We start from the raw sequence: 26524 nt of genomic DNA, 5'->3' as shown, positions 1-26524 counted from the left end.
CCGTCCCCCGCCCCGGTGGGGGTCTCCCCCCCCCCCCGCCCCCCGCGGGCTTTTGCGCCCCGGGGTGCGGGGGCAGCGCCCCCGCACCCCGTCCCGAAAGGCACCCCCCATGGACCTCGTCATCCGCGACGCCCGCGTCATCGACGGCACCGCCACCCCCTCCTACCGCGCCGACGTCGCCGTCCGCGACGGCCGCATCGCGGAGATCCACCCGGAGCACGCCCCGGGCCCGCGCCCCTCCGCCGCCCGCACGCTCGACGCCGACGGTCTCGCCCTCTCCCCCGGCTTCGTCGACATGCACGCCCACAGCGACCTCGCCCTGCTCCGCGACCCCGACCACAGCGCGAAGGCCGCGCAGGGCGTCACCCTCGAAGTCCTCGGCCAGGACGGGCTGTCGTACGCCCCCGTCGACGACCGCACCCTCGCCGAGGTCCGCCGGTCCATCACCGGCTGGAACGGGGACGGGAGCGACATCGACTTCGACTGGCGCACCGTCGGCGAGTACCTGGACCGGCTCGACCGCAACTTCGGCGGCCGGGGCATCGCCGTCAACGCCGCCTATCTGATCCCGCAGGGCACCGTCCGGATGTACGCGCTCGGCTGGGACGACCGGCCCGCCACCGACACCGAGCTGACCCGGATGAAGGAACTCGTCGCCCGCTCCATGGCGGAGGGCGCCGTCGGCATGTCCTCCGGGCTCACCTACACCCCGGGCATGTACGCGGACGACGCCGAACTCACCGAGCTCTGCCGGGTGGTGGCCGAGCACGGCGGCTACTACTGCCCGCACCACCGCTCCTACGGGGCGGGCGCGCTGGAGGCGTACGAGGAGATGGTGCGGCTCACCCGCACCGCGGGCTGCGCCCTCCATCTCGCGCACGCCACCATGAACTTCGGGGTGAACGAGGGGAAGGCGCCGGAACTGCTCGGCCTCCTGGACCGCGCCCTGGACACGGGCGCCGACATCTCCCTCGACACCTACCCGTACACCCCGGGCTGCACGACGCTGGTCGCCATGCTGCCGAGCTGGGCGAGCGAGGGCGGACCGGAGTCGATCCTGTCCCGTCTCGCCGACGACCCGACGGCCGCGAGGATCCGCCACGACATGGAGGTCGTCGGGGCGGACGGCTGCCACGGCGTGCCGATGGAGTGGGACACCATCGAGATCTCCGGCGTGAGCGTGCCCGGCCTCGACGCCTACGTCGGCCGTACGGTGGCCGAGTCCGCGCGGCTGCGCGGCGAGGAGCCCTGGGTGACCGCGCGGCGGCTGCTCCTCGACGACCGGCTGGGCACGACGATCCTCCAGCACGTGGGCCACGAGGAGAACGTCCGGCAGATCATGCGCCACCGCGTCCACACCGGCGGCAGCGACGGCATCCTCCAGGGCGACAAGCCGCATCCGCGGGCGTACGGCACCTTCCCGCAGTATCTCGGCCGGTACACGCGGGAGCTGGGCATCCTCTCGCTGGAGGAGTGCGTCGCCCACCTCACGTCCCGCCCGGCGGCCCGGCTGCGGCTGGCCGACCGCGGTCACGTGCGCGAGGGGTACCGCGCCGACCTGGTGCTCTTCGACCCGTCGACGGTGGCCGCGGGCTCGACGTTCGACGAGCCGCGCACCCTGCCGTTCGGCATCCCGCACGTACTGATCGACGGCCGCTTCGTCATCGAGGACGGCAAGCGGACCCAGGTCCTGGCCGGCCGGTCGGTGCGCTCCGCACCCCGCGGGTAGCAGCCGCCCCCCTCGGAAGGTCACCCGACCGCCGCTCAGGCCCCGGCCGCCCGCTCCCGCGCCCACGCCAGGTCCTCCTCGGTGGGCGCGTCGTCCTGGGTGAGCGCCCGCCGCCAGTAGCCGCTGAACTCGACGGCGGACCTGGGCAGTCCGCGTTCCCCGACGAGGTGGCGGCGCAGCGCGCGGACCGTGCCGGCCTCGCCCGCGAGCCAGGCGGCCGCGCTCTCCCCGGGCAGCTCGGCCGACCGGACCGCGTCCAGCAGCGATTCGCCCCGGTCCCGGTGCACCCAGCGCACGGTCAGCCCGGCCGCGGTGTCGAACCGCTGCTCCTCCGCGGCGTCGGCGACCTCGGCGCAGACCGTCGCCCGCGTGCCGGCCGGCAGCGATTCGAGGATCGTCCCGATCGCCGGGAGCGCCGACTCGTCGCCGGCCAGCAGCAGGTGCCCGGCCTCGGGCAGCGGCCGCGCGTACGCGGAGGACGGGCCGACCATGCCGATCACGTCCCCCGGCCCGGCGGCGCGGGCCCAGCGGGTGGCGGGTCCGCCGTCGCCGTGGAGCACGAAGTCGACGGCCATGAGCCCGGAGCCGGGATCATACGAGCGGACGGTGAAGCTCCGCATGAGCGGCCGCTCCGGTTCGGGGATCGCGAGATGGGCCTCGTACCAGCGCATGCCGTAGGTGTCCTCGGCGTCCGGTTCCGGCAGCCGGGGCGCGCGCTGCCCCTGCCTCGGGAAGCAGAGCTTCATCTGCTGGTCGGGCCGGTCCTCCATGAGCGAGCCCAGCGCCTCGCCGGAGAAGGTGATCCGCAGCATCCGCGGGCTGATCCGCTCGACATTCGCGACCCGCACGTACGACACAGCCAAGGTCCGCACCACCACTGCGACACCAGCCTCTCACCGGAGTTTGATACTTTACGCCATAAGGAGTTGCCGGACCGAAGTTACTTTACGGCGTAAGGAGTCGCAAGTGGTGGTCTATGTCGGGCAGGGCGATGCCCGACGGTCGATGTCCCTGCTGTGGCGCTCGGCCGTACCGGAGGAGCCGGGCCGAACCCCCGGTCCCGGCCCCAGGCCCGGACTGACCGTCGACGCGATCGTGGCCGCCGCGGTCGCCGTGGCCGACGAGGACGGCATGGCCGCGCTCTCGATGCGGGCGGTGGGCGAGCGGCTCGGGCGCACGGCCATGGCGCTCTACACCTACGTTCCCGGCAAGAGCGAACTGCTGGACCTGATGTACGACGCGGTGCACGCGGAGCTCCCCGATGACCACTCCGGAGCGGGCGACTGGCGTACGGATCTGACGCACTGGGCGCGGGACACGCTCGCGTTCTACCTGCGCCACCCCTGGGTGCTCCAGGTCTCCCAGGCCCGTCCGGTGCTCGGCCCGCACGAGTACGCCGGCCTGGACGCACTCGTGCGCCGCCTCTACGGCACGGGGCTCGACGCCGGGGCCCTCAGGCGCCTGGCCGGGACCCTGTCCCACTTCGTGCGGGGTGCCGCGCGGACCGTCGCCGACGCGCGCGAGGCGGCGTCGGCGACGGGGCGGCCGGACGAGGAGTGGTGGTACGCCCGCTCGGCGGCGCTCGTCGAGCTGGTCCCGGATTTCGCGGACCGCTACCCGGAACTGAGCCGGATGGAGCGGGAGTCGGCGCCCCCGCAGCCGGCCGGGGACGAAACGGTCCCCTATCCGGAGCGGGAGGCGAGGGAGACGTTCGCCGCGGGCCTGGACGTGCTGCTGGACGGCATCGGGGCGGCGGTCCTGCGGAGCCGGGGGCAGGGCGCGCGAACACGCCCCGACCCCCTCGGTTCACCAGCGGTACCAGCGACCGCGACCGGCGCCGGAACTCGAACGCATGAGGAAGCCGAGCAGCCACACCACGAGCACGATGCCCGCTATCCACCAGAGCAGATTGAGTGCGAAACCGGCACCGAACAGCACCAGGACGAGCAGAAGAACGACTAGCAGGGGAACCATTTTTATCAACCTCCAGAAATTCGAGTTCCCGGGCTCCGCCGGTCCACACCTCAGAACAAGAATTCTTTCCGGACCCGGGCGAGAATGTTTCCGCCGCGTTTTCCAGGGCACCCGGGGCGCATGAATATTTCTGCGACAGCCCGAAAAGGGCACGGAAAGGCAAGACGCGCAGGAAATGGTTCAGCGGTCGAGGCGGGCGGCCGTGCGGGATTCGTGGCCCGTGGGGTGATCTACTTCCTGGTCGGCGTCCTGGCGCTGCGCACAGCGTTCGGCGACACCGGCGGTGACGGTGGCGGAAGGACGGCGGACCGGGGCGGGGCGCTCGCCGAGATCGCGCAGAAGCCCTTCGGGTCCGTCCTGTTGTGGGTCCTGGGTGTCGCGCTGGCGGGAATGGCCCTGTGGCGGCTGTCCGAGGCCGCGTTCGGGGCCGCGGGTGCCGACGGGCGGAAGGCGGCCAAGCGGCTGACGTCTGCCGGGCGCGCCGTCTTCTACGGCTTCGTGGCCTACTCGGTCCTGATGTTCGCGGCGGGCGACAAGGGCAGCGGCAGCGGCGCCGGCGACGCGCGGTCACAGGACGTCACGGCAAGGGTCCTGGACGTGCCGGGCGGCCGCTGGCTGGTGGGAGCGGGCGGCGTGGCCGTCGCGTGCGCGGGCCTGTGGATCGCCGGCCGGGCCGCGCTCCGCACGTTCCACAAGCATCTGCGCACGGGCGGGATGTCACGCACCGAACGACGTGCCGTGGACATCGTCGGCGTCTTCGGCGGGGTCTCGCGCGGGCTGGTCTTCACGGTGGCGGGCGGTTTCGCCGTGGCCGCCGCGGTGAAGGCCAGGTCCGGCGAGGCGAAGGGCATGGACGACACGCTGCGGTCCTTCACCGCGACGCCGGCCGGGCCATGGCTGCTGGTCCCGATCGCGGTGGGACTGGCGGCCTTCGGCCTCTTCTCGTGCGCGAACGCCCGGTGGCGCCGGATCTGAGGGGGCGGGACGGACACGCGGGCGGGGCGGGAGTCCTCTCCCGCCCCGCCCGGCCGTGCTCCCGCCGTTACGGCTTGGGCAGTTCGCACCCGGCCGCGTTCAGGTCGAACACGTTGCCGGCACCGATGCACGGCACGATGCCGTAGGTCTCCTGGGCGTAGTTGATGCCCTGACGGACCGTCACCTGGCCGTTCTCGTCGACCTCGCACGGGTTGTTGTCCGTGCACTTCTGCCCGTCCTCGTTACCGGTGTTGTTGACGGCGACGACCTTGCCGGTGGCGTTGTCGATCACCGGCGAGCCGGACGTGCCGCCGATGGTCTGGCAGGCGGAGGTGTAGCGGACGGAGTCCTTCCAGGTCCACTCCCCCTCCTTGAGGCGGTAGACGAACCCGTCGACGTTGCAGCTGTACGTGCGCTTCCAGTACCCGGACGCCACCGTGATCGCGGTGCCCTGAACCGGGTGCGCGGTGTTGAGCTCCAGCGCCTTGATGCCGTAGCTGCTCTCGATCTGGGCGTACGTAGAGGTGAGTTGGTACACCGATATGTCGGTGTCCGTCATCGTCCCGTACGCGATCTTGCTCGCCCGCAGCGTGCCGACTCCGCTGCCCGCGTTGTTCAGCAGGGTGAAGGTGCGGGTGGACGGCTGGTCGCGCACGACCTCGCCGGGACCGGGGAAGCCGGACTCCATGCAGTGCCCGTTGGAGAGCACGAGCGCGGGATCGCCCGGCTGGGAGTCGGGCGTACGGACGACCGATCCCGAACAGTTGCTGAGCGCCACGGTCCCGGCGAAGCCGACGGCCTTGGGCCTGGCCTTCGCGCCGACTGCCGCGTGGCTCGATGATGCCGCCGCCTTGACCGTGCTGGGCGCTGCCGCGTCGTGGCTCGTGGCCGCGGTCGCGGGTGCGGTGCCGGCTCCCAGGAGCAGGACGGCGAAGAGCGCACCGACGAGAGGCTTCTTCATGTGGGGGTCCCCTCTAGTGACCTGTGCAGAGCGCGTGGGGCCTCTGCGACCGGAGTTCTTCCGGTTTTGACATGCGCATGGTGGCGTATCGGGGGGAACCGCACAAGGGGCGGATTCCGGCCGCTCGGGCCGTCCGCCTCACCACAACCCGGCCCGCTCAGGTCACCAGGCCCTGGCGGTAGGCGTAGACGACCGCCTGGACCCGGTCACGGAGCCCGAGCTTGCTGAGGATGCGTGACACGAAGGTCTTGACGGTCTCGTGGCTGATCAGAAGGGTCACGGCGATCTCGCTGTTGGAGAAGCCGTCCGCGATGAGGCGGAGGACCTCCAGTTCGCGCGGGGTCAGCGGGATGTCGTTCGGGGTGCCGTCGGCGGGCCGGATCCGGGCGGCGTACCTGCCCACCAGCCGGCGCGTCACCTCGGGGTCCAGCAGCGCCGAGCCCGTCTCCACCGTCCGTATCCCGTGCAGCAGTTGGGCCGGGGGCGCGTCCTTGAGCAGGAACCCGCTCGCCCCGGCGCGCAGCGCCTCGTAGACGTACTCGTCCAGGTTGAACGTGGTCACCACGAGCACCTTGACGGGATGCGCCACCCCGGCACCGGCCAGCAGCCGGGTGGCCTCGATGCCGTCGAGCACCGGCATGCGGATGTCCATGACGACGACGTCCGGGCGCAGTTCGCCCGCCATGTCGACCGCGGTCCGCCCGTCCCCGCACTCGCCCACCACCTCCAGGTCGGGCTGGGCGTCGATGATCGTGGCGAGACCGGTACGCACCAGGATCTGGTCGTCGCAGATCAGGACCCGGATCGGCGCGGTCACGAGGGGCTCCCGGCGGGTATGCGCGCCCGGACGACGAAGCCGCCGCCGGTGCGGGGGTCCGCGCTGAAGTCGCCGCCCAGGACGTCGACCCGGTCACGGAGACCGGCCAGGCCCCGCCCGCTGCCGCCGGGGACCTTGGCCCTCGATCCGGACCCGTCCGTGCTGACCTCCACCGTGATCTCTCTCTCGCTGTGCTGCACCTGGACCGACGTCCGGCTGCCGTGGGCGTACTTGAGGGCGTTCGTCAGGGCCTCCTGCACGACCCGGTAGGCCACGAGGTCGGCGCTGCCGGTCGATGCGGCCGGGGTGCCCTGCTCGGTGAACTCCACCGGCTGCCCGGCGCGGCGGGTCTGCTCCACGAGGGTGAGGACCCTGCCGACGGTCGGCGTCCTGGCCTCGGCGCCGTGGTCGGGGTTGAGCAGGTCGAGCAGGTGACGCAGATCGGTGATGGCCCGCCGGCCGGTGTCGGTGACCGTGGTCAGGGTCTCGTCGAGACGGTCGGGCGCGGCGGTCAGATAGCGCGCCGCCTCGGCCTGCACGACCATCGCCGTCACATGATGGGTCACCACGTCGTGCAACTCACGGGCGATCCGGGTGCGTTCGGCGACCCGGGTGTCCTCGGCGACGCGGCGGCGGCGTTCGGCCTCCAGGGTGCGGGTGTAGCGCAGCCACGAGCCGGCTCCCCAGGCGAGGGCCAGAGCCAGGTAGAACGCCACGTAGTCGGCCAGGCTCTCGCCGGGCCCGATCCGGGAGAGCGCGACCGCCAGTGCCACGTACGCCCCGGAGAGCACGAGCACGACGGGGCGCCGGTGCCGTTCCAGATGGGACCCCGCGCTCAGCAGGGCGATGGGCAACGCGGTCCCCGCGAGCAGGTGGTAGCCGCGGAGCTGGTCCAGGGCGAAGCCGAGGGCCACCAGCGCGAGGCAGACCATCGGCAGCCGCCGCCGCACGGCGAGCGGGAGGCTCTGGAGGGCGACGGCGAGGACGGCCAGCGCGTCGAAGGAACGTCCGGGCAGGCCGCCGACGTCCGTCCCGCGGTTGTGGAAGGCCGGCATGAACGACGCGCCGAAGAAGAGCAGCCCGAGGGGGAGGTCGCGGACCGTGACGTCCAACCGGTGCCACAGCTCGGGGTACTTGCGGAGACTGATCACCGGGCGACTGTAGTGGCGTCGGCCGCGGCCTCGACAACACGCCGACTGCGTCGGGGCACCAGGTTGCCGCGCCGGTGGGCCAGCCACATGAACGCGATCGTCAGCAGCACACCGAACAGCACGGAGTACACGCTCCCCTCCGGGCCGAAGTCACCGCCGGTGATCCACTTCGAGCCCGAGGTGGTGGAGTCGAGTATTCCCTTCGGGGTGTCGTTGCCCGAGACCTCCGTACTGAAGATGCCGGACGCGGCGAAGTTCCAGCCGAAGTGCAGGCCCATGGGCAGCCACAGCTTGCGGGTCGCCGCATACGCCGCGGCCAGCATGCCGCCGGCCTCGATGGCGATGGCGACGGCACCCCACAGGCTGGCGTTCGGGTTGAGCAGATGCATCAGACCGAACAGCGCACCGGTCAGCACCAGCGAGAGCCAGGTGCCGGCCCACTCCTCGACGAGCCGGAACAGGACGCCGCGGAACACCAGTTCCTCCGTCACGGCGGCGGCCGCCATGAAGCCGAACAGCCCCACCGCGCCGGTGACCGAGCCCAGGCCGTTGACCTCGTAGTCACCGGCGAAGGCCAGGTTGGTGATGACGGCCGCGAACAGGGCGACACCGATCAGCACGCCACGGCCGGTCGCCGGCCCCGCACCCTCTGGGGACAGCTCCGTGACCGCGCGGCGCTCGGTCCGCCCCACCACCCACTTGTACGTACCCACCGCGAGCACGACCGCCAGGAGGCCGACAACGAGCGTGAGCCACGGGTTCCCGTCCACCGCGGCGACGCAACGGCCACCGATCATCCAGGCGGCGACGACGGCCAAAAGCTGCCAGACGACTCTCATCAGAACTCCCACTTCCGGGCCTGCGGACCCCTCGCCGCGGCTTCGCTCGAACGCTACGGATCCGGCGGCCCGGAATCGTCACCGCACGGTGGACACCTGCGCGTAGCTCGCACGGGGGACAGCGTCCGCGTACGGCACCGCGGCGGGAGTCATGCGGCTTGTCCCGGGTTTCCCGGGCAATGTCAGACCCGCCTGCCAGACTTCCGTCATGACTGATGCAGTGAAGGGACCCGCCTCCTACTTCCCGTCGATCGAGCAGAAGTACGGCCGCCCGGTCGCGGAGTGGAAGGACCTCATCCGCGCCTCGCCGCTGACGAAGCACATGGAGATCGTGGCGTGGCTCAAGTCCGAGCACGCGATGGGGCACGGCCATGCCAACGCCCTGGTCGCGCACACGCTCGCCGAGGACAAGGGCGAGTAGCGCGTGCTCGGCCTCGACGCCTATCTCGCCCGCATCGGCTGGAGCGGGGAGCGCCGGCCCACCGCGGCCGTGCTGCGCTCGGTGCACCGCGCGCACGCGCTGGGCATCCCCTTCGAGAACCTGGACCCCGTCCTGGGCACCGTGCCCTCGCTCGACCCGGCCGATCTGGAGGCGAAGCTCGTCCGCGGTGGGCGCGGTGGCTACTGCTACGAGCAGAACACCCTGCTCACCGCCGCGCTGCGGGCCCTCGGCTTCGAGGTCACGCTGCTCTGCGCCCGGGTGGTGCTGGGCGCGCGCCCCGGGGACATCCGGCCGCGGACGCACATGCTGATGCGCGTCGGGGTGCCGGGCGAGCCGGTGCCGTACCTCGCCGATGTCGGCTTCGGCGCCCGCGGCTCGCTGCTGGAGCCGATCGCGCTGGTCACGGGAGCCGAGCTGCACGACGCCCCGCGCCACCACCGGCTCGTCCACCCGCCGCACGACGGGCCGCTGGAGCTGTGGGAGCTCCAGGCGGAGGCGGACGGCGGGGCGTGGGAGGCGCAGTACGCGTTCACGGTGGAGCCGTTCGAGGCGCCGGACTTCGAGGTCGTCAACTGGCACATCGCGACCAACCCGCGCTCGCCGTTCGCGCGTCAGCTGTACGTACAGCGCACCACCGAGGACGCCCATCTGGCGCTCACCGGCCGCACCCTCGTGGTGACGTCGAACGACGGCGGGCGCGAGGAGCGGGAGCTGGCGGACGCGGCCGAGGTGGAGCGGGTCCTCGCGGATGCCTTCGCGATCCGGCTGCCGGAGGGGGCCCGGCTGCCGGAGTGACGGTCCGCCCCGGCGCCCCGTGGCGCATCTCACCCGTGCTGGTCCGTCACGTCCCGCCCCCACCCCTTTCCAAGCCCGTCCCCCGTCCGCGCCCCCGGTTCCCACGGTTCGCGGGCGGTGGGCGCATGGGATGGAAGCCGGGGCGGGCGGGCCGGGCTACCCGGGTGGGTCAACCTGCGGGGAAAGGCCGGGCACCCCGCGAAACACAGCCGTAAGCTCGCAGACATGCAGGTCATCCAGTCCACGAAGCTCGCCAACGTCTGTTACGAAATCCGGGGCCCCGTGCTTGAGGAGGCGATGCGGCTGGAGGCAGCGGGCCATCGCATCCTCAAGCTGAACACCGGCAACCCCGCCGCGTTCGGTTTCGAGTGCCCGCCGGAGATCCTTGAGGACATCCTGCGCAACCTCTCCGGGGCGCACGGCTACGGCGACGCGAAGGGGCTGCTGTCCGCGCGGCGGGCGGTGATGCAGCACTACCAGACCAAGGGGATCGACCTCGACATCGAGGACATCTACCTGGGCAACGGCGTCTCGGAGCTGATCCAGATGTCGATGCAGGCGCTGCTCGACGACGGGGACGAGGTGCTCGTACCGGCTCCGGACTATCCGCTGTGGACCGCGTCGGTCGCGCTGGCCGGCGGCACGGCCGTGCACTACCGCTGCGACGAGCAGGCCGACTGGATGCCGGACCTCGCCGACATCGAGCGCAGGATCACCGACCGCACCAAGGCCATCGTGATCATCAACCCGAACAATCCGACGGGTGCGGTGTACGACGACGAGATGCTGCGCGGGCTGACGGAGATCGCCCGGCGCCACAACCTGGTCGTCTGCTCCGACGAGATCTACGACCGGATCCTGTACGACGGGGCGACCCACACCCCGACCGCCACCATCGCGCCCGATCTGATGGTCCTCACCTTCAACGGGCTCTCCAAGAACTACCGGGTGGCCGGATACCGCTCCGGCTGGATGGCGGTCTGCGGGCCGAAGGCGCACGCCTCCTCGTACATCGAGGGGCTGACGATCCTGGCCAACATGCGGCTGTGCGCCAATATGCCCTCGCAGCACGCCGTGGCCACCGCGCTCGGCGGGCGGCAGTCGATCAACGAACTGGTGCTGCCGGGCGGCCGCATCCTGGAGCAGCGGGACGTGGCGTACGACCTGCTGACGCAGATCCCGGGCGTGACCTGTGTGAAGCCGAAGGGGGCGCTGTATCTCTTCCCGCGGCTCGACCCCAAGGTCTACAAGATCAAGGACGACCGGCAGATGGTCCTCGACCTGCTGCGGGCCGAGAAGATCATGGTGGTGCAGGGGACGGGGTTCAACTGGCCGGAGCCCGATCACTTCCGGGTCGTGACGCTGCCCTCGACCGAGGATCTGACGGATGCGATCGGCCGGATCGCCCGCTTCCTGGACGGGTACGGCCAGGTGTAAACCCGGTCCCTGCGATGGCCCCCATCGCCTGGTTGCGAATCTGGACAACTTTAGACTGAATCCAAGCTAGGATGGTTCCACAGCATCACCAGGAGGCCATCCATGTACGAACCGATCCGCACCAAATCGGTCCACACACCGGCCGACCACGCCGACGACTTCCCGCGCCGCACCCGCGAGGAAGAGCTGGACATCCAGCTCGCCGGACATCTGGCCGCACTGCTCGCGGTCACCGACGAACTGGGACTCGGCGAGGCTGGCGACCGCATCGCCGAACAGGTCGCACGGTTGCGCGGTACGCCGCCCACCCGGCACGCCGGTCTGACCGAAGCCCCCGCACCCGCCCTGCACCACCGCGCCCACGCCCTCGCGGGCCGCGCGCTGGTGGTGGCGGCGTCCCGCGCCGACACGGCCGTGGCGATCCTCTCGGCCGAGCGCATGGACGCCCACGCCGCAGCGGCCCCGGCCGCTGCCGCCGACCCGTCCGCGCCCCCGTCGCGCCTGATCGGCGCCCTCTGACGGCCCCGGTCCACGGGCCGTAGAGGCGCGTGGACCGGGTGCCACCTACCCGCGGCCGTGCCGCGGTCACCGCCGGCGCGGCGGGTCGGTGCCTGCCGCAGGTGTATCAGCCCAGCCGCTGGACCAGGGCGCGGTACTCGTCCCACAGCTCCTTCGGCGCGTGGTCGCCGAAGGTGTTGAGGTGCTCGGGGACCAGCGCCGCCTCCTCGCGCCAGACCTCCTTGTCGACCTTGAGCAGGAAGTCCAGGTCCGACTCGGAGAGGTCCAGGCCCTCGGTGTCGATCGAGCCCTTGGCCGGCAGGATGCCGATCGGGGTCTCGACGCCCTCGGCCTTGCCCTCCAGGCGCTCCACGATCCACTTCAGTACGCGGCTGTTCTCGCCGAAGCCGGGCCAGACGAACTTGCCGGCCTCGTTCTTGCGGAACCAGTTCACGTAGTAGATCTTCGGAAGCTTCGACTGGTCCGGCTTGTCCGCGCCGACCTTGATCCAGTGCTTCATGTAGTCGCCCATGTTGTAGCCGCAGAACGGCAGCATGGCGAACGGGTCGCGGCGCAGCTCCCCGACCTTGCCCTCGGCGGCGGCGGTCTTCTCGGAGGCGACGTTGGCCCCGAGGAAGACACCGTGCTGCCAGGTGAAGGACTCGGTGACCAGCGGGACGGCCGAGGCGCGCCGGCCGCCGAAGAGGATGGCCGAGATCGGCACGCCCCTGGGGTCCTCCCACTCGGGCGCGATGATCGGGCACTGCCCGGCCGGGACGGTGAAGCGGGCGTTGGGGTGGGCGGCGGGCGTACCGGACTCGGGGGTCCAGTCGTTGCCCTTCCAGTCCGTGAGGTGCTCGGGCAGCTCCTCGGTCATGCCCTCCCACCAGACGTCGCCGTCGTCGGTGAGGGCGACGTTGGTGAAGACGGAGTTGCCCCACATGGTCTTCATGGCGTTGGCGTTGGTGTGCTCGCCGGTGCCGGGTGCGACGCCGAAGAAGCCGGCCTCGGGGTTGATCGCGTAGAGCCGGCCGTCCTCCCCGAACCGCATCCAGGCGATGTCGTCGCCGATGGTCTCGACGGTCCAGCCGGAGATCGTGGGCTCCAGCATGGCGAGGTTCGTCTTGCCGCAGGCGCTCGGGAACGCCGCCGCGACGTACTTCGACTCACCGCGCGGCGGGGTGAGCTTGAGAATCAGCATGTGCTCGGCGAGCCAGCCTTCGTCGCGCGCCATGACGGAGGCGATGCGCAGCGCGTAGCACTTCTTGCCGAGCAGGGCGTTGCCGCCGTAGCCGGAGCCGTAGGACCAGATCTCGCGGTCCTCGGGGAAGTGCGAGATGTACTTGGTGGAGTTGCAGGGCCACGGAACGTCCTCCTGGCCCTCCGCCAGGGGGGCGCCCAGGGTGTGGACGGCCTTGACGAAGAATCCGTCGGTGCCGAGCTCGTCGAGGACGGGCTGCCCCATGCGCGTCATGGTGCGCATCGAGACGGCGACGTACGCGGAGTCGGTGATCTCCACACCGATCGCGGAGAGCGGCGAGCCGACGGGGCCCATGCAGAAGGGCACGACGTACATGGTGCGGCCACGCATGGAGCCGCGGAAGACGCCCTTGTCCCCCACGAAGATCTCCCGCATCTCGGCGGGGTCCTTCCAGTGGTTCGTCGGACCGGCGTCCTCCTCCTTCTCGGAGCAGATGAACGTACGGGTCTCGACCCGCGCGACGTCGCTCGGGTCGGAGGCGGCGTAGTACGAGTTGGGGCGCTTGATCTCGTCGAGTTTGGTGAACGTGCCCTTGGCCACGAGCTCCCCGCACAGGCGCTCGTACTCGGCCTCGGAGCCGTCGCACCAGACCACCCGGTCCGGTTCGGTGAGGGCTGCGATCTCGTCGACCCAGGAGACGAGCTCCTGGTGGTTGGTGGGAACAGTGAGGGGAGCCGCGATGTCGCGCGCCACGATCGCTCCTTGATGAGGGTGTCTTTCTGGAAGGTGCCCCGTGGGGGCTGCGACCCGGATGCTTCTACCCCTTCGAATTACCCCTGGCGCTCATCCGGTGCCGACCGCACTCATTTGATCATCCGACCGTTCCGCCCATATGTCCAGAGGGCCGCCCACGTGAGCATCACCACTCATATCCGCAACCTACGGTGGCGTAGGTACGATGCGGGAATGACTGCTGCTGCCGCCGCCGCGCCCGAACCTGCCGGGCTGGAACCAGCCGGGACCGACGAAACCGAGCTGAAACCACGGATGCGCGGCTGGCTGCACGCCGGCATGTTCCCCGCGGTCATCGTCGCGGGCATCGTGCTCATCGCGCTCACGGACACCACTCGCGGCCGGATCGCCTGCGGCGTCTACATCCTGACCGCGTGCCTGCTGTTCGGCGTGAGCGCCGTCTACCACCGCGGCACCTGGGGGCCGCGCGGCGAGGCGGTGCTGCGCAGGCTCGACCACGCCAACATCTTCCTGATCATCGCGGGCACCTACACCCCGCTGACCCTGCTCCTACTGCCCCGCTCCACCGGGACGCCACTCCTGTGGGCGGTCTGGGGCGCGGCGGTCGCGGGCATCGCCTTCCGGGTGTTCTGGGTCGGCGCCCCGCGCTGGCTCTACACGCCCTGCTACATCGCGATGGGCTGGGCGGCGGTCTTCTTCCTGCCGGACTTCATGCGGACCGGCGGGATCGCGGTGCTCGTGCTGGTCGTCGTCGGCGGACTGCTCTACAGCGCCGGCGGCGTCATCTACGGCATCAAGCGGCCGAACCCGTCACCGCGCTGGTTCGGATTCCACGAGGTCTTCCACTCCCTGACCCTGGCGGCGTTCGTCGTGCACTACGTCGGCATCTCCCTGGTGGCCTACAGCCAGAACTGAGCCCCACCACCCCCTCAGCCCACTCCCCCTCATGGCCGTGACTTCCGAGTCACGGCCATGACGCAGGTCCGGGCACATCCCCTGCCGCGCCCCGCTCAACACCGTGAACCGACGCTGGCGGGCCCTGGGCGCGCTCGTGGCGAGCATGCTCGTCCTCGGCTTCGACATGACGATCCTCAACGTGGCGCTCCCGACCATGGCCGGTGAGCTGGGCGCCACCACCGGCCGGCAGCAGTGGACGGCCGACGCGTACGTCGTCGTGTTCGCCGCGCTGATGCTTCCGGCCGGACTGCTCGGCGACCTTCCCCAAGCTCTCAACTCCGTTCGAGCAGGGGAAGGTCGACATCGTCTCCACCGTGCTGACCGCGACCGGCCTCGGCGCCCTGATCTACGCGGTCATCGAGGCGCCGGGCCGCGGCTGGGGCGACCAGCTGTGCTCGCCGTGCCGGCCGCGGGCGTGGCCCTGATCACCGCACTCGTCCTGCGGGAGCGCGGGGCCACCCGCCCGATGCTCGACATGTCCCTGCTGCGGCAGCGGACGTTCCTGCTCAGCGCGCTCGCGGCGACGCTCGTGATGTTCGTCCTGGCGGGGCTGATGTTCATCCTGCCCGGGTACCTCCAGGCCGTGCTGGGCAACGACGCCTTCGGCACCGGGGTGCGGATGCTGCCGATGATGGGCGGGCTGATCCTCGCCACGCGGGCGGGCGGCCCGCTCAACGCACGCTTCGGGGCCCGTGCCACGATGTCGGCGGTACTCGTCGTGCTCGCCTTCGCCGCGCTGTGGCTCTCCATCGCGGGGGTCGGCTTCGGCTTCGCCGTCGTCCCCGCCATGGACGCCGCGCTGGGCGCACTGCCCCCGGACCGCGCCGGGAGGGGGGTACCTCCCATGCCGTCAAGGCTATGGAGGAGGATCGGGCCTGCTGATGACCGTGCGCCAGACGGGCGGCGCCCTCGGGATCGCCCTGCTGGGCAGCCTGCTCGCCGGTGCCTACAGCGGGCGGCTCGACACCACGGGAGTGCCGGCGGCCGCCGCGGACACCGCCGGGGACTCGGTCGTCGCCGCCCACGCCCTCGCGGCCAGGCTCGGTGTGCAGCGGCTCGCGGACTCCGCCGACGCCGCCCGTCTGCACGGCATGAGCCTGGTCATGCTGGTCATCGGCGCCTCCGCACTGGTCAGCGCCCTGCTGGTCGGGGCCTGCATGACCGGCCCGGAGCAGAAGCGGAGCGAACCGGCCGACGTGGCCGCCACCCCGTCGATGCCTGACAATGACGACCATGGCCGCCACCCCCCGTATCCCCTCCTCCACCGCACCCGGCGCGCAGCCCCCGATGGGGCTGCGCGAGCGCAAGAAGCTCAGGACCCGGGTCGCGATCCGGCAGGCGACCTACCGGCTGATCTCCGAGCAGGGGTACGACGCGACGACCATCGAGCAGATCGCGGAGGCGGCCGAGGTGTCGCCGAGCACGGTGTTCCGGTACTTCGCGACCAAGGAGGACATCGTCCTCACCGACGAGTACGACCCGCTCATGGCGGCCGTGCTCCGGAGCCGTCCGCTGGACGAACCTCCGCTGGAGTCCCTGCGGTTGATGATGCGGGAGGCGCTGTCGTCGTTCGCCACCGAGGAGGACGAGGAACTGCGTCAGCGCACCCGGCTGATGGTGGAGGTCCCCGCCATCCGGGCGCGGATGACGGAGACCATGTCGGACACGGCGAAGCTCCTCTCCGAGGTGCTCGCCGACCGCGCCGGCCGCAGCGCGGACGACCTGCCGATCCGGGTCTTCGTCGCGGCGGTGCTGGGCGCACTGCGCGAGGTGACGCTGTACTGGGGCGAGCACGGCCTGGAGGGCGACCTCGTGGAGATGGTCGACGCGGCTCTGGACACGCTGGAGGGCGGCCTGCGGCTGTGACGCCGGTCAGGACGCGGCGCCCCCGAGGGCGTCCGCCAGCACCGCCGGGTCCGTCGTCGGCGCGTCGCAGACGAAGTGCCTGCACACGTACGCGGTCGGCGCGCCGTCCACCATCGGGCGGTCCGCCAGCAGCGGGAACTCCGACCCCGCAGTCTCCCCCGCCGCGACCACCGCACCGGGCGCCCGCCCCAGCAGCGCCGTACGGTGCAGCTCACCGCCGACCGGTCCGGCGACGGCCACCTCGCGCGGGCCGTCGAGCAGCGCCTCGGCCACCGCGAGCCCCCAGCCGATGAACCTCGGCGCCTTCGGCCCGAGCGCCTTCACCACGCCCAACGCCCCCTCGGCGGCGGTGCGGTGGGGCTCCGATCCGGTGTACGCGGCGTACGAGAGCAGCGCCCCCGCCGCCGCCGTCCAGCCGGCCGGGGTGGCGCTGTCGGTGGGGTCCTGCGGGCGCCGGATCAGCTGCTCGGCGTCGTCCGCGGTGTCGTAGAGCTGACCGCCCTCGCCGGTGAAGTGCTGGAGCACGATGTCCAGCAGGAAGCCCGCGAACTCCAGCCAGACACCCTCGCCGGTGACCGCGGCCAGCGCGAGGAAGCCCTCCGCCACATCGCCGTAGTCCTCCAGCACCCCGGCGTGCTCACCGGCCCGCCCGTCCCTGGAGGTACGGGCCAGCCGGGCGACCGGGCCCATGTGGAGCCGCACCAGCAGGTCCGCGGCCTCGGTGGCGCGCTCGATCAGGTCGGGGCGGTCGAAGTACGCGCCCGTCTCGGCGAGCGCCGCGACGGCCAGCCCGTTCCACGCGGCGACCACCTTGTCGTCCCGCCCCGGCCGCTTGCGCAGCCCACGGGCGGCGAGCAGCCGGGCCCGCACATCGGCGGCCCGCGCGTCGTCCACGACCTGGCCCGTCCGCGGCGGGTGGAGCGGGCCCTTCGGCGGGAGCCGGAGCACCGAGGAACCCTCCTCGAACGTGCCCTCCTCGGTCACCCCGAAGTGCTCGGCCGCGAACACGGCGTCGTCCTCGCCCAGCACCTCGCGCAACTGCGCCGGCGTCCAGACGTAGTACGCGCCCTCGACGTGCCTGCCGTGGGCGTCCTCGCTGTCCGCGTCGAGCGCGGAGGCGAAGCCGCCCTCGGCCGTACGCAGCTCCCGGACCATGAAGTCGGCGGTCTCCAGGGCCACCCTGCGGGCCAGCTCCGAGCCGGTCGAGCGCCACAGGTGGGCGTACACCCGGCAGAGCAGCGCGTTGTCGTAGAGCATCTTCTCGAAGTGCGGTACGACCCACTCCCGGTCCACCGAGTAGCGGGCGAAACCGCCGCCGAGCTGGTCGTACATCCCGCCCCTGGCCATCGCCTCGCAGGTGTCGGCGGCCATCTGGAGCGCACCGTCCGCGCCGGTACGGGCGTGGTGGCGCAGCAGGAACTCGATCGTCATCGACGGCGGGAACTTGGGGGCGCCGCCGAAGCCGCGGTTCTTCTCGTCGTACTCACGGGTCAGCCCGAGCAGGGCCTGCGCCAGCTCCGACTCGGCGGGCAGTCCCTCCCCGCCGTGCGCGAGTGAGCGCTCCGACAGATCGCGGACGATGCGCCCGGCGACCTCGCCGACCTCGTCGCGCCGGTCGGTCCAGGCGGCCACGACGCCTTCGAGCACCTGCCGGAAGGACGGCAGGCCGTGGCGGGACTCGGGCGGGAAGTACGTCCCGAAGTAGAAGGGTTCGGCGTCGGCGGTGAGGAAGACCGTCATCGGCCAGCCGCCCTGCCCGGTCGCCGCCTGCACGGCCTCCATGTAGACGGCGTCGACATCGGGGCGCTCCTCGCGGTCGACCTTGACGGGCACGAAGTGCTCGTTCAGGTACGCCGCGACGTCTTCGTCCTCGAACGACTCATGAGCCATCACATGGCACCAGTGGCACGCGGAGTAGCCGACCGACAGCAGAACGGGGACATCGCGCCGCCGCGCCTCCTCGAAGGCGTCCTGCCCCCAGGGCCACCAGTCGACCGGATTGTCAGCGTGCTGCAGCAGATAAGGCGAGGTCACACCAGCCAGCCGGTTCATACGGCCCAGCCTCTCACAGGGCCCGATCGTGCCGGCGAAGCCCGCGCGGCCCAGCAGCGCTCCGGACAGGAGGAGGCTGCGGAGAGGCGCCCCGCGCGCTCTTGCGCATCAGGCGCCCCGGCGACACTGGACAGTAGGCTGAAACCGGCAGCGCGGGGACCGCCGAGGCTCCTCGAACTCGAAGGAGGTACACCATGACCGCCGAGATGGTGGCGCCCGCCTGGATGCATACGCAGATCAGCGCGGAGCAGTACGACTCCTGGTCCGAGGAGCAGTGTGCCGGTATTGAGATCGTGGACGGGATGGTCGTCGTGAGCCCGAGCGCCTCCAAGCGGCACAACCGGCTGGCCAGGATCCTGGCCAATGCGCTGGACGCCGCCGCGGGCCCGGACTGGAACGCCGACACGGACTTCGACGTCCGCCTCCAGGACGTCCCCCTCACCAACCGCCGTCCGGACGTCATCGTCTACCGGGCGGAGACCATCGACCTCACGCCGACTCGCCCCGAACATGTACTTCTGGTCGTCGAGGTCGTGTCGCCCGGTTCGGAGACCACCGACCGGATCGTGAAGGTGGACCAGTACGCCAAGGCCGGCATCCCGTTCTACTGGCGGATCGAACAGGCCGCGACCGGTGTCCCCATCATCTATACCTACGTTCTCGACCCCGCCACCAAGACCTACCGGGACGGCGAGATGTTCACCGGCGCGGTCAAGGCCGCCGTGCCCTTCTCCGTGACGGTCGACCTGGCAGCCGTCTGACAAATCCGGCCTACGGCGCACCCCCGCGCCCCGTTCCCCCTACCGCTGTCGGCGCAGTCTCACGGAGGCCCTGTCGCACACCGGCCCGAGGCAGGAGACTGGTACTCCGTGCTGCCGGGTGCCGGTCCGGCCGACGGGCGGGAACCGAGGGGGACTCATGCGGATGCGGGACAGCCACCGGGCTGATGCCGAGAGGCTGTTGGTGCGGGCCGTGGAGGAAGAGGCGCGGCGCACCGGCGGGCGGACGGACTCCGGCGTGCTGATGACGCGTGCGCGGGGCGCCCTGGACACCATGGCGGCGGGTGCGGCCGAGGAGTACGCCTCGTACGTCCAGGCGCTCGACGCCGCGGCGGCCGGTCAGACGCCGCTGGCGGACCGGCTCAACCGGGCGACCCTCGGAACACCGTTACTGGTCACCGGAGTTGCCGCGACCGCGGCCTTCGGCGCGGATCTGGCGCTCGGTACGGCGTCGGGCCTGGCGCTGGGCGCGGGGGCCGTCGTCGCGGTCGCGGGCGCCACCGCGACGGTCGCCAAGGTCACCGCCTCGCACTGGCCGGCCGCGTCCCGCCGGGCGGGCGCCCTCGGACAGCCGGGCGGTACCGAGCAGTTGCGGCTCCAGTGGCTGACGGCGCTGGAGGTACGGGGCATCCGCCCGTTCCTCGACCAGCAGCGGATGCTGACCGCGTCGTCCCGTACCCCGGCGAAGAAGGCCGCCTCCGTGCAGGCCCGCACGGTCCCGGCCCTGCGCGGCGGGGACCGCAGTGCGGCGGCGCGCATGCGCTCGCTCCTTGAGCAGTCGTTCGGCCATCTCCCCTCGCCCGAGGCCCGGTTCGCGGGGCGCCGGGCCGAGCTGGCGCGGATCGCCCAGTGGGTGCACGCGGCACGCGCGTCGACGGAGACGAAGCCGACCGTGGTCGTGCTGCACGGCCCGCCGGGCGCCGGGCGCACCACCCTCGCGGTGCGGGCGGCGCACGATCTGAAGGACCAGTTCCGGGGCGCGTGCGTGGTGGACCTGCGCGGCGGCGCGGACGGCGAGCCGCCGCTGCCGACGCGTGACGCGCTGCTCCACCTGCTGAACCGGCTGGGGGCGCCCCGCGAGCAGCTGCTGTTCCGGGACGGGGGCTCCGCCGGCCGGTCGGCCGGGTCCTCCGCGGAGCAGCAGGTGCGCCGGCTCAGCGAGTTGTACCACCAGCACCTGACCGGGACGCCGGTGACGATCGTCCTCGACGACGCCAGTGCCGTGGAGCAGGTCCGCACGCTGATCCCGGAGCGCTCCGACAGCCTCGTCCTGGTCACCGCCCGCGAGCCGCTCGATCTGCCCGGGTCCCTCCCGGCGTGGGTGCATCAGCTGGAGGTCGGGGCGCTGGACCCGGCCGGCGCGGAGGAGCTGCTGCGCGAGGCCTCCCAGGAGGAGGAGCAGGGCCTGTACGACTACCCGTCGAGCGAGGCGATCACCGAGCTGTGCGGCGGGCTGCCGCTGGCCCTGCGGATCGCGGGTTCCTCGCTCGGGGCGCGTACCCCCGGCGCGCTGGCCGCCGATCTCGCCGCGTACGGCCCGGTGCCACCGGTCGAGCGGGCGCTGTGGCTGCGCTACACCGACCAGCCCGAGCAGGCCCGGCGGCTGCTGCGCCGGCTCGCGCTGGCCGGGCGGGCGAGTCTGGGCGCCGCGGCGGCCGCCGCGCTGCTGTCGGCCGACGAGCAGGAGGCCGAGCGGCTGCTGACCGCCCTGTCCGGGGCGGGCCTGCTGGACCACGTACGCGGTTCGCGCTACCGCCTCCACGACCTCGTACGGGGCTTCGCCCTGGCCCGGCTGCTCGACGAGGAGGAGCCGGCCGAGCGCACGGCCGCGCAGGAGCGGCTGATCGTCAACTACGCGGAGCTGGCCGGTGCGGTGATCCGGATGGTGGACGGCAAGATGTCCACCCGGGCCGGGCAGTTCGGCTCGCACGGCTTCACCTCCCTGGACGCGGCGCTGCGCTGGCTGGACGAGGAGTCGAGCTTCATCACGTCCGCGCTGCGGCACGCCGAGGGCGTCGATCAGGCGGCGGTGCTCGATCTGCTGGGCGCGCTGTGCGACTACTGCCTGCTGCGCGGCGACCTCTACCGGCTGGGCGAGATCAGCGAATTGACGCAGGCGGTCGACCAGGGGCTGCTGGAGCGGTCGGTGCAGTGGCGTACCGGGATCGCGGCCCGCCAGCTCGGCGAGCTGGACAAGGCCCGCACCACGCTGTCCTCCGTCGTCGGCCTGTACCGCGAGGCGCAGAACGACTCGGGTACGGCGCTGGCGCTCTGTTCGCTCGGCATCACCCTGCACCACCAGGGCAATCTGACGGAGGCGGCGGCGCGGCTGCGGGAGGCCCTCGAACTGCAGACCTCCGACGACCAGGCCGAGGACCGGGCCTGGTCGCTGCACGCCCTGGCCGCGGTGGAGCGCGACCGGGCGCACCCGGCCGAGGCGCTGGCGCTCCTGGACACGGCGCTGGTCCTGCACCGCGAGGGCGAGTCGCTGCACGGGGAGGCCTGGACGCAGTTCCAGCTGGGTCAGGTGCTGCTGCGGATGGGCGATGTGGAGCGGGCCGAGCTCGCGCTGCGTACGGCCCTGGATCTGTACGGGCGCACCCGCGACGAGCGCGGCGAGGCCTGGGCGCTGACCCAGCTGGCCCGTGCCAGGCTGCTGGACGGCGATCCGGTGCCCGCGGTCGAGCAGCTGAACGCGGCGCTGTCCCGGCACCGCGACAACGAGGACGCGCGGGGCGAGGCCTGGACGCTCTACTACCTGGGCCAGGCCCTGGAGGAGACCGGCGACACCGATCAGGCGGTACGGCAGCTGGAGCGGTCCCGCACGATGTTCTCGCGGATGCGGGACGTGTACGGCCTGGCGTGCGCCCGGCACCACTCGGGCCGGGTCACCCGCGACCAGCGGGCCGCGCAGACGGGCAACCTGCGCAACTCCGGTTTCGCCCGCCAGCTCCTGGTGGACGCGCGGGCCGACTTCCGGCGCATCGGGGTCGCCCACGGGGAGGCGTGGACGTGTCTGGAGCTGGCCCTGATCGACGCGGGCAACCATCGCGCGCCGCAGGCGCTGGACCTGTGCGGCGAGGCGGCCGAGCTGTTCGACTCGTACGGCGACGCACGCGGCGCGGACTGGGCCCGCTTCCTGCGCTGCACGCTGCTGCCGTACGCGTCACCCGGCGGCATCGAGGTGGGCACGGTGGTGGCGCAGCAGGAACTCGCCGACCTGATCGCGGCCGGCCACCCGACCCGGGACGGCAAGCTGGAGGACTGCGCGGAGGCGTTCCGGGTGGTCCTGAACCGCGGAGTGGACCTGGAGGACGGCTGGCAGGCCTGGCGCCTGGGCCTGACCCCGACCCGTCACGCCCGGGAGATCATGGGCGTACGGATCCCGGCGAGGCCGTAGGGTCTTCCGTTCGGATCAGGCCCGTCCGGCACCCGGGGGCGGAGCGGCCACCGGACCCCCGGTGCCGCCCCGCCCGCCCCACTACTTCACTGCTTCCGCTTCGCGGACCCCGCAGCCCCGGGCGCGGCCCCCACAGCCGCCGCATCGCCGGGCGCCTCCGGAGCCTCCTCGAAGTCGACCTTCCCCATGTGCCGGTTCATCGACTTCATCAGCAGCCACACGCCGATGGCGAGCGCGGCGAAAACAATGAAGCCGAGGACCCCGGGGGTCACCTTGTTCTTGTCCAGTTCCTCGGCGAGCGGGACGAGGTGCGTCAGTGCCTGAGTCGCGTACATATCAGGCATTGTCGCGGATGCCCGCGAAGAGGTCGCTCTCGGGGAGGGAGGTATCGACGAGGGACTTCGCCAGCTCGTACTCCTCGGTCGGCCAGACCTCCCGCTGGATGTCCATCGGAACCCGGAACCAGCCGCCCTCGGGATCGATCTGCGTCGCGTGCGCGATCAGCGCCTTGTCACGGATCTCGTAGAAGTCCGCGCACGGAACATGCGTGGTCAGCGTGCGTTCGGCGCGCTCGAACTCCTTCCAGCGCTCCAGCCAGTCCGCGTACGGGGACTCCATTCCGCGGGCCAGCAGCGCCTCGTGCAGGGCGACCGTGCGCGGCTTGTTGAAGCCCTGGTTGTAGTAGAGCTTCTGCGGCGCCCAGACCGGGCCGAACTCCGCCTCGGGGAACCGCTCGGCGTCCGCCGCGCCCTCGAAGGCGATCATCGAGATCGTGTGGGTCATGATGTGGTCGGGGTGCGGGTAGCCCCCGTTCTCGTCGTACGTGGTGACGACCTGCGGCCGGAACGCCCGGATCTTCGCGACAAGACGCCCCGCCGCCGTCTCCGCGTCCTCCAGCGCGAAGCAGCCCTCGGGCAGCGGCGGCAGCGGGTCACCCTCGGGCAGCCCGGAGTCGACGAAGCCGAGCCACTCCTGCTTCACGCCCAGGATCTCCCGGGCCTCGTCCATCTCCTTCTTGCGGACCTCGTGGATGTTCTCCTCGATGTACGCGTCGCCCTGGAGTTTCGGATTGAGGATGGAGCCGCGCTCACCGCCCGTGCAGGTCACTACCAGCACGTCCACCCCCTCGGACACGTACTTGGCCATGGTGGCCGCGCCCTTGCTCGACTCGTCGTCGGGGTGGGCGTGCACGGCCATCAGTCGAAGCTGCTCAGTCAAGACTCGATCCTCAGTGATTGGTCGCCATCAGGGTGCCGTCCCGCAGGGACGTCGGTGTGGGGTGGCGGTCGGGTGGCGGGTGGAGGCTTCTATAGTGACCGAACCGGGGGGCGGAAAATTCCTCAATCCCCGGTACGGGAGGAACGATCATGGCTGCGGTGCGCGAAGCGCCCCCCGAGAACCGCTACGGCCGCTCCGCGGACCAGCGTGCGGACCGCAAACTCAAGATCATCGGCTCGGCGCTCGGCATCGCTCTGCTCGGCGTGATCGGCTGGATCGGTTACGACTACATCGCGGGCCAGGGCGTCAGTGCCGAGGTGATCAAGTTCAAGGTCGTCTCGGACGAGCGGGTCGAGGTGCACCTGGAGGTCCGCAAGGACCGGGACGCCAAGGGCTACTGCACGATCCGCTCGCAGCGCGAGGACGGCACCGATGTCGCCCGCAAGGACTTCCGCTTCGACGAGGACACCGACCGGATCGACCGCGTCCTCGCGTTGCGTACGACGTCCAGGGCGACCAGCGTCGAGCTGCTGGGCTGCACGGACGACGGCGGGGCGTCGCATTGACCGCCGCACGCACCTTCTGACCCGCTCTTGGCGGCGCTGACCTGCGGCTCGATAGTCGCGGTCGGTTACCTTCTCCCCCTTTTCCTGGGGAATTGTTAGGCTCGTGGTTTCGCCCACCCGTGGAAGCGCATGCTTCGGGGTAGGGCGATGCTTTGTATTCCCAGTACCGACGAGGAGCACCCTGTGACCCAGACCAGCGAAAACGTCACCTGGCTCACGCAGGAGGCGTACAACCAGCTCAAGGCCGAGCTGGAGCACCTGTCTGGTCCCGCGCGCACGGAGATCGCCGTAAAGATCGCGGCGGCCCGTGAGGAGGGGGACCTGCGTGAGAACGGCGGGTACCACGCGGCCAAGGAGGAGCAGGGCAAGATGGAGCTCCGGGTGCGCCAGCTGACCCAGCTCCTGGAACACGCGAAGGTCGGCGAGCCGCCGGCCGACGACGGTGTGGTCGAGCCCGGCATGGTCGTGACGATCGCCTTCGACGGCGATGACGACGACACTGTGACCTTCCTCCTGGCCTCCCGTGAGTACGCGAGCGCGGACATCGAGACGTATTCCCCGCAGTCCCCGCTCGGCATGGGCGTGAACGGCAAGAAGATGGGCGAGACCGCGGACTACGAGCTGCCGAACGGCAAGACCGCGACGGTGAAGATCCTTTCGGCGAAGCCGTACACCGGCTGATCCCCGCACCGTGAGAAGGAGCCTCCCGCCCGATGGGCGGGAGGCTTCGTCGTGCCGTGCGTCAGCTCCAGGTCAGCCGCTCGCCGTCCTCATCGACGTGAAGGCTCATGCGCTCGGCCGCGGGCCGGCCTCCTTGAGCCAGCGCATCAGCTGCCGCGAGAGAGCGTCCCACAGCCGCTCCGGGCCGCCCTGGCGGACGAACCAGCGCCCGCCGTCTTCGTGGAGCGCGGCCCAGGGGTGCGGCCGGGCAAGCACGAAGGAGACCTGGCCCGCGAGCACGGGTCCGCTCGCGGTGCCGTCGTCCTCGACGGTCAGGCAGACCAGTTCGGAGGCTCCGGTCCAGCCGCCCACGCGGCCAGGATCTCGCCCCCGGGTCCGGTCCGCGAAATCCACTCGCGCGGAATGTGGTGAACCCCACAGGTGGCGATGATCCGGTCGTGCGGGCCGCCCTCGCTGTACCCACCGAGTCCGTCACCGGCGACGAGTCGGGGGTACCGGCCGAGACCGGCGAGGGCCACGCCCGCTCGGGCGGAGACGGCGGGGTCGACCTCGATCGACGTCACGTTCTCGGAGCCGAGGACGCGGACCATCGGCCCGGTGGAGTACCCGGTGCCGGTGCCGGCCTTCGGGGCTGCGCAGCGCTCCGGTACCGGTCAGGTGCGCGGCGAGTGCCGCGCGCAGGTGCTCGGGGACCAAGCTGTCGGTCACGGTTGTTTGCCCTTCTCCAGCAGATCGGCAATGGCACGGGTGATCGGCAGCTCGGTCTCGTGCTCCGGCCAGGCCCACTGCCCGTAGGGGTCGCACTCCAGGAACCACCATGCGCCGTCCGTCGAGACGGCAGAGCCGAAGGCTCCGAAGGCTCCGAAGGCTCCGAAGGCTCCGAAGTTGAGATCGAAGTGTGCGAGGAAGCGCCTGGTCGTCGCTGTCGAAGCCCTGGTAGGCGCTGGGACGCCGGTGGTGCAGGGCCCGAACTTCTTCGAGTTCCGCGGCGCGGCCGTGCGCTGTCGGCCGGCCGGACCAGCCTCGGTGGCCGAGGTGGGCCGCGAGACCGGCCCCGTCCGGGAAGTCCCGTCCTGGGTCGAACCGCACGACGGGCACGCGGCGTCGGTCCAGCTCGGCTGTCACCAGATCGGCGCGTCCACCTTGCCGCCCTTGCTGACCTGCGTCGCGGGGTACGTGTTGACGCTGGTGCCGTGCTTGCCGAATGCGACGGGGGTCGGAATGCCGTCGCCGCCCACCCGGCGACCGGTCTGCGTTTCGGAGTCGGTCCCCTCGTAGCGGAAGGGAAGGCCCCGCCCGAACGGGACAGGGGAACGCCGCTCGGGCGGGGCCTGTGTCCCTCATGACCGAGCCGATCTCGATACGCGGCTCGGCTTGCTGGTTGCTCGCCATGACGAAGAAGTTACGAAGAGTGAGGGCGAGCGCCCGGACGC

24 protein-coding genes and 2 pseudogenes are annotated in these 26524 nt (G+C 71.6%); 14 read left to right on the top strand and 12 right to left on the bottom strand.

Features of this window, described 5'->3' with window-relative positions:
* Positions 1-109: 109 nt before the first annotated feature.
* The gene (locus tag AB0I52_RS22315; protein WP_363075140.1) at positions 110-1729 is read left to right on the top strand and encodes a D-aminoacylase; all 1620 of its coding nucleotides are present in this window, start codon (positions 110-112) and stop codon (positions 1727-1729) included.
* Positions 1730-1764: 35 nt separating this feature from the next.
* Here the strand turns inward: AB0I52_RS22315 and AB0I52_RS22310 are convergent, their stop codons facing one another.
* A complete protein-coding gene (locus AB0I52_RS22310; protein WP_363075138.1) occupies positions 1765-2604 on the bottom strand; it encodes a siderophore-interacting protein in 840 nt (279 codons plus the stop codon).
* A 91-nt stretch (positions 2605-2695) separates the two neighbouring features.
* Between AB0I52_RS22310 and AB0I52_RS22305 the strand changes: the two are divergent.
* A pseudogene (locus tag AB0I52_RS22305) lies at positions 2696-3484 on the top strand (TetR/AcrR family transcriptional regulator C-terminal domain-containing protein); the annotation flags it as partial.
* A 51-nt stretch (positions 3485-3535) separates the two neighbouring features.
* Here the strand turns inward: AB0I52_RS22305 and AB0I52_RS22300 are convergent.
* Positions 3536-3703, bottom strand: a complete 168-nt coding sequence (locus AB0I52_RS22300) for a hydrophobic protein (protein ID WP_363075136.1) — start codon at positions 3701-3703, stop codon at positions 3536-3538.
* Between the two features lie 120 nt (positions 3704-3823).
* Between AB0I52_RS22300 and AB0I52_RS22295 the strand changes: the two genes are divergently transcribed.
* A complete protein-coding gene (locus AB0I52_RS22295) occupies positions 3824-4678 on the top strand; it encodes a DUF1206 domain-containing protein (RefSeq protein ID WP_363075134.1) in 855 nt (284 codons plus the stop codon).
* Between the two features lie 67 nt (positions 4679-4745).
* On the opposite strand, the gene AB0I52_RS22290 is transcribed toward AB0I52_RS22295, so the two are convergent.
* The 4 genes from AB0I52_RS22290 to AB0I52_RS22275 form a co-directional block, all read right to left on the bottom strand.
* The gene (locus AB0I52_RS22290; RefSeq protein WP_363075132.1) at positions 4746-5639 is read right to left on the bottom strand and encodes a serine protease; all 894 of its coding nucleotides are present in this window, start codon (positions 5637-5639) and stop codon (positions 4746-4748) included.
* A 157-nt stretch (positions 5640-5796) separates the two neighbouring features.
* A complete protein-coding gene (locus tag AB0I52_RS22285) occupies positions 5797-6456 on the bottom strand; it encodes a response regulator transcription factor (RefSeq protein WP_363075130.1) in 660 nt (219 codons plus the stop codon).
* On the bottom strand, positions 6453-7607 hold the full coding sequence (locus AB0I52_RS22280; protein WP_363075128.1) for a histidine kinase: 1155 nt from the start codon (positions 7605-7607) through the stop codon (positions 6453-6455). The genes AB0I52_RS22285 and AB0I52_RS22280 overlap by 4 nt, the downstream gene beginning before the upstream one ends.
* Entirely contained in the window at positions 7604-8446 is an 843-nt protein-coding gene (locus AB0I52_RS22275) for a CPBP family intramembrane glutamic endopeptidase (RefSeq protein ID WP_363075126.1), read from the bottom strand. The genes AB0I52_RS22280 and AB0I52_RS22275 overlap by 4 nt, the downstream gene beginning before the upstream one ends.
* 208 nt (positions 8447-8654) lie before the next feature.
* Between AB0I52_RS22275 and AB0I52_RS22270 the strand changes: the two genes are divergently transcribed.
* From AB0I52_RS22270 to AB0I52_RS22255, 4 genes are all read left to right on the top strand, one after another.
* Positions 8655-8867, top strand: a complete 213-nt coding sequence (locus tag AB0I52_RS22270; protein WP_362953836.1) for a DUF4287 domain-containing protein — start codon at positions 8655-8657, stop codon at positions 8865-8867.
* Positions 8868-8870: 3 nt separating this feature from the next.
* Entirely contained in the window at positions 8871-9683 is an 813-nt protein-coding gene (locus tag AB0I52_RS22265) for an arylamine N-acetyltransferase (RefSeq protein WP_363075124.1), read from the top strand.
* Between the two features lie 225 nt (positions 9684-9908).
* Positions 9909-11120: a pyridoxal phosphate-dependent aminotransferase gene (locus tag AB0I52_RS22260; RefSeq protein WP_363075122.1), complete on the top strand. Its 1212-nt coding sequence runs from the start codon at positions 9909-9911 to the stop codon at positions 11118-11120.
* A 102-nt stretch (positions 11121-11222) separates the two neighbouring features.
* Positions 11223-11639 carry a hypothetical protein gene (locus AB0I52_RS22255; protein WP_363075120.1) on the top strand — a complete coding sequence of 139 codons (417 nt, stop codon included), beginning with the start codon at positions 11223-11225 and terminating at the stop codon, positions 11637-11639.
* 106 nt (positions 11640-11745) lie between these two features.
* Here the strand turns inward: AB0I52_RS22255 and AB0I52_RS22250 are convergent, their stop codons facing one another.
* Positions 11746-13572, bottom strand: a complete 1827-nt coding sequence (locus AB0I52_RS22250) for a phosphoenolpyruvate carboxykinase (GTP) (RefSeq protein ID WP_363075118.1) — start codon at positions 13570-13572, stop codon at positions 11746-11748.
* A 213-nt stretch (positions 13573-13785) separates the two neighbouring features.
* Here AB0I52_RS22250 and AB0I52_RS22245 point away from each other — a divergent pair, with 213 nt between their 5' ends.
* The 3 genes and pseudogenes from AB0I52_RS22245 (at position 13786) to AB0I52_RS22235 (ending at position 16395) form a co-directional block, all read left to right on the top strand.
* Positions 13786-14487: a hemolysin III family protein gene (locus AB0I52_RS22245; RefSeq protein ID WP_363075116.1), complete on the top strand. Its 702-nt coding sequence runs from the start codon at positions 13786-13788 to the stop codon at positions 14485-14487.
* A 145-nt stretch (positions 14488-14632) separates the two neighbouring features.
* Positions 14633-15674: pseudogene (locus tag AB0I52_RS22240) on the top strand (hypothetical protein); the annotation flags it as partial.
* Between the two features lie 88 nt (positions 15675-15762).
* The gene (locus tag AB0I52_RS22235; RefSeq protein ID WP_363075114.1) at positions 15763-16395 is read left to right on the top strand and encodes a TetR family transcriptional regulator; all 633 of its coding nucleotides are present in this window, start codon (positions 15763-15765) and stop codon (positions 16393-16395) included.
* A gap of 6 nt (positions 16396-16401) precedes the next feature.
* On the opposite strand, the gene AB0I52_RS22230 is transcribed toward AB0I52_RS22235, so the two are convergent.
* Positions 16402-18447 (bottom strand): thioredoxin domain-containing protein, encoded by a 2046-nt coding sequence (locus AB0I52_RS22230; protein WP_363075112.1) that lies wholly within the window; start codon positions 18445-18447, stop codon positions 16402-16404.
* Positions 18448-18641: 194 nt separating this feature from the next.
* Here AB0I52_RS22230 and AB0I52_RS22225 point away from each other — a divergent pair, with 194 nt between their 5' ends.
* Positions 18642-19208: a Uma2 family endonuclease gene (locus tag AB0I52_RS22225; protein ID WP_363075110.1), complete on the top strand. Its 567-nt coding sequence runs from the start codon at positions 18642-18644 to the stop codon at positions 19206-19208.
* Between the two features lie 163 nt (positions 19209-19371).
* On the top strand, positions 19372-22626 hold the full coding sequence (locus AB0I52_RS22220) for a tetratricopeptide repeat protein (RefSeq protein WP_363075144.1): 3255 nt from the start codon (positions 19372-19374) through the stop codon (positions 22624-22626).
* 86 nt (positions 22627-22712) lie between these two features.
* On the opposite strand, the gene AB0I52_RS22215 is transcribed toward AB0I52_RS22220, so the two are convergent.
* Positions 22713-22961, bottom strand: coding sequence for a hypothetical protein (locus AB0I52_RS22215; protein WP_363075108.1), 249 nt, complete (start codon positions 22959-22961; stop codon positions 22713-22715).
* A 1-nt stretch (position 22962) separates the two neighbouring features.
* Positions 22963-23844 (bottom strand): mycothiol conjugate amidase Mca, encoded by an 882-nt coding sequence (gene mca / locus AB0I52_RS22210; protein ID WP_363075106.1) that lies wholly within the window; start codon positions 23842-23844, stop codon positions 22963-22965.
* 149 nt (positions 23845-23993) lie between these two features.
* Here mca and AB0I52_RS22205 point away from each other — a divergent pair, with 149 nt between their 5' ends.
* Together AB0I52_RS22205 and greA are read left to right on the top strand one after the other, a co-directional pair.
* Positions 23994-24410 (top strand): DUF4307 domain-containing protein, encoded by a 417-nt coding sequence (locus tag AB0I52_RS22205; protein ID WP_363075104.1) that lies wholly within the window; start codon positions 23994-23996, stop codon positions 24408-24410.
* 183 nt (positions 24411-24593) lie between these two features.
* A complete protein-coding gene (gene greA, locus AB0I52_RS22200; RefSeq protein ID WP_363075102.1) occupies positions 24594-25091 on the top strand; it encodes a transcription elongation factor GreA in 498 nt (165 codons plus the stop codon).
* A gap of 105 nt (positions 25092-25196) precedes the next feature.
* Here the strand turns inward: greA and AB0I52_RS22195 are convergent, their stop codons facing one another.
* Positions 25197-25442, bottom strand: coding sequence for a hypothetical protein (locus tag AB0I52_RS22195; protein ID WP_363075100.1), 246 nt, complete (start codon positions 25440-25442; stop codon positions 25197-25199).
* Positions 25403-25681, bottom strand: a complete 279-nt coding sequence (locus AB0I52_RS22190; protein ID WP_363075098.1) for a hypothetical protein — start codon at positions 25679-25681, stop codon at positions 25403-25405. The genes AB0I52_RS22195 and AB0I52_RS22190 overlap by 40 nt, the downstream gene beginning before the upstream one ends.
* Positions 25682-26524: the final 843 nt, after the last annotated feature.

Origin of the sequence: Streptomyces sp. NPDC050423, assembly GCF_040655445.1 — a bacterium.
GTDB lineage: Bacteria > Actinomycetota > Actinomycetes > Streptomycetales > Streptomycetaceae > Streptomyces.
This window is presented reverse-complemented; position numbering and strand designations above follow the sequence as displayed.